Below are 9,998 nucleotides of genomic sequence, written 5' to 3' on the forward strand. Positions count from 1 at the left end.
ACGCGTAAGGCTTATCATCTAACAGCAAGAGAGCCCATGGGCCTAAACAAGCAATCAGGAGTAGTGCTAATAGTAAGGTTTCCATTATTACGCGGCCTCCAAATCACTAGATGAATTCAAAGCTTCCATCGCTGAATGCAGCGATAAGACGATAGACCCCAGCGCTTCTGGCAATCTCTCTGCCACAGATTTCATACCCAAATACTCAAGATGCATCGCATCCGCATGCAGCAAAATACCTCTATAGGCCTCCATAATGCTGCAAACAGAACTTGTTTGCGGATTTCCAAGCACATTGTTTTGAGGCGCTTCCGTTGCCACCACTCGCTCATTTTCTCCTGAATCAATTTTCTCTTCTGTCGATATTTCTGATAAGCCCTGCTTCGAAGAATTCTTATTCAAAAGTCCATACTCACACAGCTGAGTAACCCACTCTTGAAGCAATGGGCTCACTGGGGAAACCGTGGCATCTTCTGGCATTTTAAATACAACAAAGACATTGCCCGAATCTTGATAACCAAAACAATGGTTGTAACTCATTGGCTTAATAATCTTAACCAGCTCAACTGGGCAGGGTTTTATGCGATCAAAAGCATCCACCATTGCATTATCATCAAGAGTAAAAACACCCTCGCGCTTCATTAATCGACTTAATTTTGATTTATTACCGTATTTTAGAACGGACATCCCATTCAAACGGCGATTCCCGCCAATTGCATAAGCGCGGTGAGCAATAAATCGATCGAAATGCATCTCTATTCCTTTAGTAGAATAACCACCCTCTTTAATAGTTGCAGATTCAAATGAAATCTTCGCGTGCGGGAAAGCAACATCATACTCTAAGAGCCTCGATCGCTTTGAGGCGCCATAAAATGAAATACTCTGCGCCTTAAGAAGCCCCTGCTTTCGTTTAGGTTTATCGTCTAAGCAAATAGGAACTTCCATTAATCTAGAAGCAATATGAGCTGTACAACACTCTAAGCTGCTGAAGTTACCCCTCTTACAATTATTTCTTAAAAGGCTATTACGTAATGCTTCAAGCGGATTTTTAAGTGTTTCAAATTTAACTAGCCACTCATCAAAATACCAAGAAGGTAATGTGGTAAATAAATTTCGATGCTTATCCGTAAAGCACGCTATAAAACCCTGAATCTGTTTTGAATCATGGGTTCCCCAGAGTAGGTATAGACTTCTAAAGATAGGATCAACAGCAAGCAAGTGAACATACTTCTCATTTAGTGCATTAAACCACGCGATTAATAATTTACGCGTCACATGATGCACACCCACCTCACATAATCCGGTCTTTAAATCACCTTTCCAACGGTATGCTTTAAGACTTTCATCGCCGGTACCCATGTATGTTCTGCTATCAAGCTTTTGCCCCTTCACAATAGGCCTTAAGTAAATATTTTGACCTTGAGCATCTTTATACTCTGTAAATACAGCTTCAGGGTGTGAAGATTTACACACTCGACCAAAATACAATTCCCTATGCTTAAGCTTATTTCCAATCACCCACTTTTCAGGCATTAGCCTAACTCGACTATTACTTTTGAATTCAACATGCTTGCTATCAAATAAGTGATCGATTTTTTCTAACATCAGGATCTTCTCGGAGTTTTTTTATTTGGCATTATTATAATGCTTATTAACTTACCGTCAAGCAGGATTGAAAATGTTTCAGCGCACCTCTATAATAAAATTTCAACTTGGAACGCATGTTAAAGCGCCTTGTAAATTCACAGCAGGACACATAAATGAGTGACACAAAACTAACATTGGTATCAATCACTTTTAGAGGGCAGCGTCGTGCGGCATTTGTGCAAGGGCATGTACAATCAAACGGCAAGACAACAGTTAGTAAAGACGTCATGGATGAATTGCTGTCGCGCACCTCTTTCTTTGGCAAAGAATATACGCGCGGCCTAACCTACAGCATTGGATAAATCATGCCAGATACCCAATTAATCATAAGTTGTCTTGTTGCCGGATACCTCGGTAACGCCCTGTATTGGCACTGGTACCGGTTTAAGCGCCCAATACTTATGCCGTTTTCCATATTTAGGCAACTTAGCGCACTAGGCCCAAGAATGTCCCTTAGCAGCTTACCGGATAATGTAGACGGATTGCGAAATACCCCGTATGACGAACCTCACTGGCAGGCTTGGATCGAAGATATCTACCAACGCGGTTGGATGAGTCGTATGGAATTCATGGTCCTTTCACAAAAGAGGTTGGACGACATCGACCTTGAGCTCGCACGAAGAAGGAAGTCGCAATGAGCATTCAAGGAAGTTGTGGACATATTCTAAACGAGCAAGACAATGATGGTCATGGATGGGACGTATGCACCAAAGAGTGGAGTCCAGAGGGACTACCCTCCTTAGCCTTCCACTCTTGCTGCACAGTGTGCAAAACAAAATGGGCGGTTGAAGGATTCACGCTCGATACTAACGATAAGCAGAGAGCATTCCTAAACGGCGAAAGCTAGAATATAATAAAGTCCTTACCAGTAGGCGCGGGAAGCCCCTTCCTTCAGGTGGGGAGGCTGTCAACCGTCCTCAGGAACCTTAACCAAGAACCAATCATCACAAGAGTATTCCACCGAATCAAACAAACTGGCATCTTGTTCAAACAACGCTATGTCTTCCTGCAGGTTTTCACGCTGATGACTAATTAGCAGTGACAAATCGTGATCAGGTAAATTAACCCTAGCATTATCATAAGCTATCAGAGGGTGCTCGCCCACTGACAACACTTTGTCAATATGAGTGTTGTATTTGAATGAAATCGTATCAAATACTGAACGCAACTCACCCCCAAGCCTAGGTAGATAACGCTTGAGGCATTTCCCGTCTTTCCTACCAAGATGCAGCCTATATTCCCCAATACCCGAAAACGTAACTACGAATTCAGGCCGCTCCGCATAGATCGCCTCAAGTTCTCGAATAAGAGAGATCGGAATAACCCCGCCGTTGACTTTTAGCTGAAGATCCATCAAAGCCTTTGCTGTCGCATTTGCGGACAAAATCGACCAGTTGCACTGATTGATGGAAATGTCGTTTACACTCAATACAGGATTTCGGAAGGAAACCAAGGATGGTTCCACCATCACATGAAAGACACCGCTTTCTTCAACGATGCGATACCAAGGGTACGAAAATGACCTTGGTGGTGGCACTCTTAGAGGCTTCTTTCCATCCAAAAGGCGTGAAAACAGAGCGGACTTTGGATCACCCACTCCTCCTCCCAAAAGCGTTTGCATATCTAGCAATGATTCAAAAACCAAGTCATCAAGACACTTATCATCCAGATCAACCTCATCAACACCAATTCGCATGACCTTTTCTTCATGTGACATAGCTTTCAATTGGCGTTGCGCATTATCAATCTGAATGCGCTCGTACTGCCTTATAGCAAAATCCCAACGGGATTTCTGTTCCGGTGTTAGGTTTTGTGAATCAAAGAACATTGGCATTTTAAATCCCTTTAAACTGATACTCCCAATATTATAATGAGATATAAATTTTTTACAATAAGTAGGCCTCTATTTATAATTTCGAACAACCATTTGAGCTTGATGGGTGACTGGAGGTTCGGTCAATCGACTCTAGCGCTGCTGACGCAAGCGCAGCGTTTTCATAGTATCTCTCCTCAATTGAACACAGTCCCTATTTTAATGATTCGCGACAGTGGGTCGACCGACTATAAGTAGCATTTCTTGATTTTTTAATTAATTTCCTTATAATTAAATACAGCTTAAGATATGAATTTATTGCCCAATTATAGAGGGACAACTAATGCACCATTCACTGACCTGTAGCCATCCAGATTTTCAGCAATCCATACCTACTGGTGTTCCATTGGAGCTTTTAAATGACAGCCAAAAGGCAGGGTCGCTACATTACCGTGATCAGGAAGGTAAAGAGTATGTCGTACCCAATATTTGGTATAACCGCCCACAAGCGGAGCAACTTGAGGATTTATGGGTTCGGGCAAGGAATGTTAAACGCGAGTTGAAGATCCTCTTTAAGCATTACCGTGAGTGGCGTTCAGATTCCGTCTTACGTCAATACTTGGATGTCCTTCAAGATGACATCACCCCGCGCTTGCAGTACTGGAAAGGCTGCATGGCAACAATCCAGCTCATGAACGTTACCGGTGGTGTCGCATATATCCCACGCAGCGTACAGGATATTAGAATCCCCAAGTTAATATTCAAGTGAATGCGTTTGGTTAGTGGTTGGATGCGTCATTAAAAGTGATACAATGACCTCAGCATGGGAGCGATAATTATGGCAGAGCAGAAACAGATCGAAATAAGCCTCGAAGAGGGGCGTTACAACGAATTGAAGTTGCTTTGTGATCTGCCTGATCCACAAGAGATACAAACAGGCTTACCTATTGCTGACAACTTCAACCTTACATTAATATTTCATGAAGGTGGGCTGCATATTGCCAAGCTTGAGACAAGCTTAAGGGCTTATGCAGTGCCTTATCACAAAGAGGTGAGGATTATTGACACCTCGCCCACAAATTCAGGTCCTTTGAAAGTAGGGACAGAGGAAGAGCAGCATGCCCTATTTCGCTGATGAAAACGGAGCTATCTATCACATCACAGCTGATGGTGCGCACAATTACCCTACCACGCTAGCGAGTGTGCTAGTAAAGGATGGCGTCGTTACCCTCGTAAATAAAGAAGGCCAAGCAACTGCAGATTACAAGCTGTGGCAATCATTAACGGCGCTGGCAGCGTCTATTGAACCTGAGGGTGATGGTTCTGTCAGTCTCGATGACGCAGTTGCAGAGCTGCATACGGAAATTGAACGATTTAAGGCTTATTGGATTAAGAATAATGAGCTAACACCTGAGGACTTCCCCTTACGCTTTCCTGCTGACAATGCAGGCGCATGGGCAGAGCAATTCCTGTTCTTCTTTGACTCTGATGACGAGTGATTAAGCTCTGTGTTGCTATCTTAAATCTTGATGGCAACACTTGCCCCTATCAAACTCAACCGGTACTCAATTTTTTCATCAGGGTATTGCTTGAAGCGGTCCTGTAGGCTTTATTAACCTCGCCTTCAGGGGTTAAGCATTGAAGCTTAAAGTGTTCGATCATTCGATCCGCCTGCTCCTTGGTCACTCCATGGATGCCCTGAACTTCCGCTTCTTGGATTATGCATAACGCAGCCTTACCACCACTCAAAATGAGTACGGTGTCTTGATGCACCATTAGCTCACCTTCAATTTGCATTGTTTCAGGCCATTCAACCTCGCAGTTTATAATCTTGCTGCTCAACTCAGTTTGCTCCATTGATATATCAAACAATGTCGGAATCCTATTAAATTAAATACCCTTCTAACCAATGTATCTCAGGTTATACCTCCAAATCAATCCTCACCAAAACCTAAACTTCACCAAATACCTTATTAGACGACAACAACGGGCCTTTCCGGGCAACTCTAGCTCTTCCAAGACAATAAAGTAGACCCACCCTGAAACAAGCTTGATTTAATATTATTTATCATTATAATATAAAGCAAATAAGGAGATCTTAAATGCAGAGTCCAAAGTTTGAACTCACTGAGATTGTTCACTTTCTTAAGCTTGGAAAGCTTGCTTCCGCGCAAGTTTTGGGACGTCAAGTCACTGAGTACCATGAAGATGCGCAGCTTTTAGATGTTGTGATCCATGGTGATCCGGGTGTTATTTATATCACCAAAGAAGGCGTTCTATCAGAAGATAAGGTGTTTGATAGCATTGAGAGTTTAATTATCTCTGAACTAAAACCTCTTGCTGAAAAAGGCCTTAACAAAGAGATTTCAAGCAAGCTCGAAGAGCTTCTACCCTCTCCGGAAGTAAAAGTTGCTTATTCCATCTCTATGGAATTACAAGCCATTAATCATTGCTGCGATGTTATTTATTACACAGAGCATGGGTGGAGTTATCCAGTAGAGGAAGAGATTAATGTCGAATCTTGATGTGTCTCGAAAAGAGGATATGTCTCCACGTGGTCAGCTGAACATCTTTCGCTCAGATGATGGGGATATTCACGTCACTGTATACCAAGATGATGGCAATGGTGGTGTTGGCGCAGGCTCCTCCGTTGAATTTTGCTCACCCTTGGGTGGCGGTGGCGGCAAAAGCCCTCGAACGATGAAGGCCCTAATTGAGCTTGCACGCGCTATTGAACTTGATAATGCTGAGGCGCCTGAGCGTGCCGGTGATCTTTGAGGCTCTAATATGCTGAATGAAATGATAATTATCCATGGATTACGTACTAAAACACTTCGCTCTGTGCGCAATCCTCGACGCGCTCGTAAGCTCCGTAATCGCGGTGAAGAGATTTGGTGGTCTGGATACACGCAGGGCTGGCTGTGGCGTCCAGATAAGCCTATGGGCCGCGTTAGACACAAAGGGCTAGTAGAGGCATGAATTACGAAGAAACCTTTGCATGGCTGAAAGCTCATGCAGATGAAAGACATCCAAAGCTTTTACCTATTTCCATCTTCTTTAACGGAGATAAGCTGAATTGGGTCATCGTGGAGTCTTGGAAAAGCGGAATGCGCGACGGCTTCGGCATGCGCGTTAATACGCATGTGACCGGTCTGGATGACGATTTTGCTGAAGAGCAAGATTTCACTGTTTGGGACCTTGAGGGGCTTAAGTTTGTAACCTCTGACCTGAATCCTGAAACCAAAGATTTGCAATTTGCATTGGTAGACCCTGTTATTGCCTGCCTGACAGCAAGAGGTGTTATTGCCGAGCTTGATCCAGACCTTCATGAATTGAGTGCAAAAGCATTACTCCCTGAGTTTACGCCACTCGCTAAAGACGCCGTGAAGAATTGGAACAGTCGGCTTTTTAAGGCCTCACAAAAGCATAGTGGTTTAAGTAGAGTGAATTTGGTAGGTAACGGTCCGACAAATTCTCCGACTTCTGAATCAAATTTAAATAAGGAACTGGTCGTTCAATGACAGATCAAATTTACCCTGAATGGGCCTCTGATAAACAAAAAGAAGGGATGAAAGCATTCCTTAAGATCGCAGAAAGCTACGGCAACTTCGATGTGAAATTCTCTCCCTATGAGTTCGATAGTGATGACTACCATGCCCGGTTTGTTGCAGATATCAGCTGGGGGTTCGGTAGCATGTTTGGCCAAGGCCAGCGCGAACATCGTTTCTATGTCGGTTGGGATATGCAGCAAGTATGGTCAGGCACCACCGGTGAGCGCATTCACCAATGGCAGTTCGATTTCCTAGAAGATGCTTACCATGAAATGAATCTGGAAATTTTCTACCTTGATCTCTTCTTTAAGGTTGATGGGATGCTGCTTACAGAAAACGAGCAGTCCGTTGGCGCATACCATGAAGAGGATCACTACTAATGGCAGCTTTATGGATTATAGGGGGGATATTCCTATTCCTTATTCTGTTTTTCCCTGTAGGGGACAGTCAGGCTAATGCCCCGGGAATCGTGCTTTGGCGCAAGATTAAAGGCATTTTCAAAATAACACAGAATCAAGCAGAGAAAAAAGATGCTGACTAAAGCGACTATTACAGACGAGCAATACACCTCTCGCGTACAACGCGAGGACAAAAGCATGACATTCACTCCGGGGGTCAACGTTATAGTAGGAAATAATGGCAGTGGCAAATCAACCATTTATGACCTACTTTCAGATCGTACCTCAGGAGAAAAGCGTGAATGCCTTGATCTAGAGACACAAGGATTAGGGTTCACTGTTTGCCGCATGAAAATGCAGGAACAAGGCCTTGCAACAGACATGCAGTTAGCTAATGGTGCGCAGTTCATGAGCGGTGCAATGGCACGCTTTGAATCACATGGTGAAAACCTATGGAGAAGTCTGGAGCTTTGCACAGAATTCAAAGATGGGTCAGTCATTATCATTGACGAACCCGAGCAAGCACTCGATTTCAAAAATCTCCTAAAATTACGAGATAATCTTCTCGCGAACAAACATCGATTACAATTCATTATTGCGACACACAACCCAATACTGATGCTGGCGGCTGATAATATTATTAGTATGGATAAAGACCAGACATATGCAGAAAAAGTCATTAAAGCGTACCGCAAAGAACTAAGCGAAAGCGCTTAATAGAAATAGGAAATACTATGAACACTAACAATACCGAAACCAATGTAAGTCCTACCCTCTACGCCGATCGAGATGAGATGGCACTAGATCAGGCAGGCGAATACTATAGCCGCCATGTTGTGGCAATGGCGCGGGAAAAGCTAGAGAAAAAAGCAGACATTGCTGCTGAGTTAGGCTACCGCGATCACCTTATTGATGAAGGTGTGGCTTGCCTAAAAGCCTTGCAGGACTACATCAAAGAGTTTGGAAAAGACGCAGACCCGGAAGTTATTCAGGCTGAATGCGGGGAAGCCATTTTGCGCCTCACTGGCCAGTACGCAAAGGAAAGTGAAGACACAGCTGCTTAACCACTCGATCAAGACGTGAAGCAAGCAGGCGATGCATCTAATTGAAAGGTGCTACGCCTGCCTCACAGCCTCTCCCAAATCGCCAGACCTATCACCTTAATTAAGTAACACTTTCTAACCTAAAACCAATCACCATTGACGAACGCCTAAACATAGAAAATTCGCGCTAATGGTGGCATACTATACCGATAAATAAATCGGATTCCCGTTATGCTAGATGCAAACTTTTCACTTATAGGACTATCCATTCTGGTGATACTCGCTCTAGTTGCAGTCTTTTGGATATATAAAGTTGTAAACGGAAAAGGAACGCCAATTCAACAAATGTTTTGCCCAAAGGATCGCAGTGACTGTTTCTGTAGAAGCTGCCGCAAAGAACGGGGGGAAGATTAAATAAAAGGCATAATAATAAAATGACACAAAATACGACTGACGCTTTCTGGGGCGCCGATCTAGACAATCTAGGCGGTATAACTCGCGACAACATCCCTGAAACAGTGCCCCATAACGTGGGACCTACCGTAACAGCAAACCCAACCATCCCTAAAGACATGAGTGGTGAGTCGCTAATTCACTGTGAGACGCGCGCAGCAGAATGCAAAGTTCTGTCATACGCCAAACATGACCGTGCTGCACATAGTGCATGGTATGAAGCAAACAAGCACTTACTGGATACTGGGTGGGAAATTCTGAATCATGTCACCTCTTGTGACCGCTGGACCTACACGTACATAAAGGTAAGCTAAGGGCTTGCCTTTCAATTATTAATCATTATACCATTACTCTCAAATAATGGATTTTTGGAAGCAAATGTATGGGTGAACCCTCCGATTCTGCAAGCTTCTGTAAATCAGGTAACCCATGAGGTACCGACACCCTGCCAGAGGATGCGTCGTGCAACTGCAAGAACAGCGCTGGCCTGCTAGCTGATACCGTCGATGTAACGGATGCCTTTTCCAAAAGAGATCAAGGATCGGAATCATTTCTCAATTGGTTCTTAATCGCTTCTTTGGCTGGTCAGTCAATAACAGACAAGATTAAAGAAAAGCCGCGTTTGCTCGAAATGCGCCTTAATGGTGAGTCAATTAAAGAAAATCCATTATTCTATCAACTCATTAATCTTAGGTTGCCATATTGATATTATTCATTATAATATAAAGAGCAACGTTCACTACCACTTCAGCAGGATTAAAAATGAACAAACTCTTACATTTAATACTAACAGTACTTATAGCGATCGCAGTAAATATGGTGTTGTATAAGATTGAGCCCGTTTCAATATTTTTAGGGCCTGCCTTACGGGACGGCTGTGCAGCCGCCCTTTTCCTATGGGTTGCTTATGAAATTGCTGTTATTTTTGTAAGCAATTTTATTGGGATGGCTGGTAATCACACGATTCCCACAACAAAAGAAGAGTGCGCAGTTTTTAAAGCCAATTTAGAAAAAGGTCAAACGTTCTTATTGCGGTACTCTACGCTATCCCCAATCACCAAAAAACTCATCAAGTAAAAGAACAGCCCTGAGG

At 43.4% G+C, this 9,998-nt stretch carries 19 protein-coding genes; 16 read left to right on the forward strand and 3 right to left on the reverse strand.

Annotated elements, in window-relative coordinates:
- Positions 1–87: 87 nt before the first annotated feature.
- Entirely contained in the window at positions 88–1,605 is a 1,518-nt protein-coding gene (locus ACMXYT_RS19475; protein WP_415913272.1) for a hypothetical protein, read from the reverse strand.
- 155 nt (positions 1,606–1,760) lie between these two features.
- Between ACMXYT_RS19475 and ACMXYT_RS19480 the strand changes: the two genes are divergently transcribed.
- The 3 genes from ACMXYT_RS19480 (at position 1,761) to ACMXYT_RS19490 (ending at position 2,494) form a co-directional block, all read left to right on the forward strand.
- Positions 1,761–1,949: a hypothetical protein gene (locus ACMXYT_RS19480; protein ID WP_415913273.1), complete on the forward strand. Its 189-nt coding sequence runs from the start codon at positions 1,761–1,763 to the stop codon at positions 1,947–1,949.
- A gap of 144 nt (positions 1,950–2,093) precedes the next feature.
- The gene (locus ACMXYT_RS19485; protein WP_415913274.1) at positions 2,094–2,285 is read left to right on the forward strand and encodes a hypothetical protein; all 192 of its coding nucleotides are present in this window, start codon (positions 2,094–2,096) and stop codon (positions 2,283–2,285) included.
- Positions 2,282–2,494, forward strand: coding sequence for a hypothetical protein (locus ACMXYT_RS19490; RefSeq protein WP_415913275.1), 213 nt, complete (start codon positions 2,282–2,284; stop codon positions 2,492–2,494). Before ACMXYT_RS19485 ends, ACMXYT_RS19490 begins: the two co-directional genes overlap by 4 nt.
- 60 nt (positions 2,495–2,554) lie before the next feature.
- Here ACMXYT_RS19490 and ACMXYT_RS19495 read toward each other — a convergent pair whose 3' ends face one another.
- A complete protein-coding gene (locus tag ACMXYT_RS19495; RefSeq protein WP_415913276.1) occupies positions 2,555–3,481 on the reverse strand; it encodes a hypothetical protein in 927 nt (308 codons plus the stop codon).
- A gap of 322 nt (positions 3,482–3,803) precedes the next feature.
- On the opposite strand from ACMXYT_RS19495, the gene ACMXYT_RS19500 reads away from it, so the two are divergent.
- The 3 genes from ACMXYT_RS19500 (at position 3,804) to ACMXYT_RS19510 (ending at position 4,959) form a co-directional block, all read left to right on the forward strand.
- Positions 3,804–4,229 carry a hypothetical protein gene (locus ACMXYT_RS19500; protein ID WP_415913277.1) on the forward strand — a complete coding sequence of 142 codons (426 nt, stop codon included), beginning with the start codon at positions 3,804–3,806 and terminating at the stop codon, positions 4,227–4,229.
- A gap of 69 nt (positions 4,230–4,298) precedes the next feature.
- Entirely contained in the window at positions 4,299–4,595 is a 297-nt protein-coding gene (locus ACMXYT_RS19505) for a hypothetical protein (protein ID WP_415913278.1), read from the forward strand.
- Positions 4,579–4,959, forward strand: coding sequence for a hypothetical protein (locus ACMXYT_RS19510; RefSeq protein WP_415913279.1), 381 nt, complete (start codon positions 4,579–4,581; stop codon positions 4,957–4,959). Before ACMXYT_RS19505 ends, ACMXYT_RS19510 begins: the two co-directional genes overlap by 17 nt.
- A gap of 55 nt (positions 4,960–5,014) precedes the next feature.
- On the opposite strand, the gene ACMXYT_RS19515 is transcribed toward ACMXYT_RS19510, so the two are convergent.
- Positions 5,015–5,332, reverse strand: a complete 318-nt coding sequence (locus tag ACMXYT_RS19515) for a hypothetical protein (RefSeq protein ID WP_415913280.1) — start codon at positions 5,330–5,332, stop codon at positions 5,015–5,017.
- Between the two features lie 230 nt (positions 5,333–5,562).
- On the opposite strand from ACMXYT_RS19515, the gene ACMXYT_RS19520 reads away from it, so the two are divergent.
- From ACMXYT_RS19520 to ACMXYT_RS19565, 10 genes are all read left to right on the forward strand, one after another.
- Complete coding sequence (locus ACMXYT_RS19520; RefSeq protein WP_415913281.1) at positions 5,563–5,985, forward strand: hypothetical protein; 423 nt, start codon at positions 5,563–5,565, stop codon at positions 5,983–5,985.
- Positions 5,972–6,238: a hypothetical protein gene (locus ACMXYT_RS19525; protein ID WP_415913282.1), complete on the forward strand. Its 267-nt coding sequence runs from the start codon at positions 5,972–5,974 to the stop codon at positions 6,236–6,238. Before ACMXYT_RS19520 ends, ACMXYT_RS19525 begins: the two co-directional genes overlap by 14 nt.
- 9 nt (positions 6,239–6,247) lie before the next feature.
- The gene (locus ACMXYT_RS19530) at positions 6,248–6,439 is read left to right on the forward strand and encodes a hypothetical protein (RefSeq protein WP_415913283.1); all 192 of its coding nucleotides are present in this window, start codon (positions 6,248–6,250) and stop codon (positions 6,437–6,439) included.
- Positions 6,436–6,981 carry a hypothetical protein gene (locus ACMXYT_RS19535; RefSeq protein ID WP_415913284.1) on the forward strand — a complete coding sequence of 182 codons (546 nt, stop codon included), beginning with the start codon at positions 6,436–6,438 and terminating at the stop codon, positions 6,979–6,981. The genes ACMXYT_RS19530 and ACMXYT_RS19535 overlap by 4 nt, the downstream gene beginning before the upstream one ends.
- The gene (locus tag ACMXYT_RS19540) at positions 6,978–7,391 is read left to right on the forward strand and encodes a hypothetical protein (protein ID WP_415913285.1); all 414 of its coding nucleotides are present in this window, start codon (positions 6,978–6,980) and stop codon (positions 7,389–7,391) included. Before ACMXYT_RS19535 ends, ACMXYT_RS19540 begins: the two co-directional genes overlap by 4 nt.
- Positions 7,391–7,552 carry a hypothetical protein gene (locus ACMXYT_RS19545; protein WP_415913286.1) on the forward strand — a complete coding sequence of 54 codons (162 nt, stop codon included), beginning with the start codon at positions 7,391–7,393 and terminating at the stop codon, positions 7,550–7,552. The genes ACMXYT_RS19540 and ACMXYT_RS19545 overlap by 1 nt, the downstream gene beginning before the upstream one ends.
- Complete coding sequence (locus ACMXYT_RS19550; RefSeq protein ID WP_415913287.1) at positions 7,542–8,126, forward strand: AAA family ATPase; 585 nt, start codon at positions 7,542–7,544, stop codon at positions 8,124–8,126. The genes ACMXYT_RS19545 and ACMXYT_RS19550 overlap by 11 nt, the downstream gene beginning before the upstream one ends.
- A gap of 17 nt (positions 8,127–8,143) precedes the next feature.
- The gene (locus tag ACMXYT_RS19555) at positions 8,144–8,473 is read left to right on the forward strand and encodes a hypothetical protein (RefSeq protein ID WP_415913288.1); all 330 of its coding nucleotides are present in this window, start codon (positions 8,144–8,146) and stop codon (positions 8,471–8,473) included.
- Positions 8,474–8,886: 413 nt separating this feature from the next.
- Positions 8,887–9,219 carry a hypothetical protein gene (locus ACMXYT_RS19560; RefSeq protein WP_415913289.1) on the forward strand — a complete coding sequence of 111 codons (333 nt, stop codon included), beginning with the start codon at positions 8,887–8,889 and terminating at the stop codon, positions 9,217–9,219.
- Between the two features lie 448 nt (positions 9,220–9,667).
- On the forward strand, positions 9,668–9,982 hold the full coding sequence (locus ACMXYT_RS19565; protein WP_415913290.1) for a hypothetical protein: 315 nt from the start codon (positions 9,668–9,670) through the stop codon (positions 9,980–9,982).
- Positions 9,983–9,998: the final 16 nt, after the last annotated feature.

Origin of the sequence: Neptuniibacter sp. QD37_11, from assembly GCF_047778105.1 — a bacterium.
In the GTDB taxonomy this organism is placed as follows: Bacteria; Pseudomonadota; Gammaproteobacteria; order Pseudomonadales; family Balneatricaceae; genus Neptuniibacter.

Bases quoted from the DNA above. Each gene is read 5' to 3' on its own strand.
- ACMXYT_RS19495 (WP_415913276.1), bottom strand. From the start codon at position 3,481: ATGCCAATGTTCTTTGATTCACAAAACCTAACACCGGAACAGAAATCC.
- ACMXYT_RS19485 (WP_415913274.1), top strand. From the start codon at position 2,094: ATGTCCCTTAGCAGCTTACCGGATAATGTAGACGGATTGCGAAATACC.
- ACMXYT_RS19550 (WP_415913287.1), top strand. From the start codon at position 7,542: ATGCTGACTAAAGCGACTATTACAGACGAGCAATACACCTCTCGCGTA.
- ACMXYT_RS19475 (WP_415913272.1), bottom strand. From the start codon at position 1,605: ATGTTAGAAAAAATCGATCACTTATTTGATAGCAAGCATGTTGAATTC.
- ACMXYT_RS19480 (WP_415913273.1), top strand. From the start codon at position 1,761: ATGAGTGACACAAAACTAACATTGGTATCAATCACTTTTAGAGGGCAG.
- ACMXYT_RS19510 (WP_415913279.1), top strand. From the start codon at position 4,579: ATGCCCTATTTCGCTGATGAAAACGGAGCTATCTATCACATCACAGCT.
- ACMXYT_RS19560 (WP_415913289.1), top strand. From the start codon at position 8,887: ATGACACAAAATACGACTGACGCTTTCTGGGGCGCCGATCTAGACAAT.
- ACMXYT_RS19490 (WP_415913275.1), top strand. From the start codon at position 2,282: ATGAGCATTCAAGGAAGTTGTGGACATATTCTAAACGAGCAAGACAAT.
- ACMXYT_RS19530 (WP_415913283.1), top strand. From the start codon at position 6,248: ATGCTGAATGAAATGATAATTATCCATGGATTACGTACTAAAACACTT.
- ACMXYT_RS19555 (WP_415913288.1), top strand. From the start codon at position 8,144: ATGAACACTAACAATACCGAAACCAATGTAAGTCCTACCCTCTACGCC.
- ACMXYT_RS19520 (WP_415913281.1), top strand. From the start codon at position 5,563: ATGCAGAGTCCAAAGTTTGAACTCACTGAGATTGTTCACTTTCTTAAG.
- ACMXYT_RS19540 (WP_415913285.1), top strand. From the start codon at position 6,978: ATGACAGATCAAATTTACCCTGAATGGGCCTCTGATAAACAAAAAGAA.
- ACMXYT_RS19545 (WP_415913286.1), top strand. From the start codon at position 7,391: ATGGCAGCTTTATGGATTATAGGGGGGATATTCCTATTCCTTATTCTG.
- ACMXYT_RS19505 (WP_415913278.1), top strand. From the start codon at position 4,299: ATGGCAGAGCAGAAACAGATCGAAATAAGCCTCGAAGAGGGGCGTTAC.
- ACMXYT_RS19565 (WP_415913290.1), top strand. From the start codon at position 9,668: ATGAACAAACTCTTACATTTAATACTAACAGTACTTATAGCGATCGCA.
- ACMXYT_RS19525 (WP_415913282.1), top strand. From the start codon at position 5,972: ATGTCGAATCTTGATGTGTCTCGAAAAGAGGATATGTCTCCACGTGGT.
- ACMXYT_RS19535 (WP_415913284.1), top strand. From the start codon at position 6,436: ATGAATTACGAAGAAACCTTTGCATGGCTGAAAGCTCATGCAGATGAA.
- ACMXYT_RS19500 (WP_415913277.1), top strand. From the start codon at position 3,804: ATGCACCATTCACTGACCTGTAGCCATCCAGATTTTCAGCAATCCATA.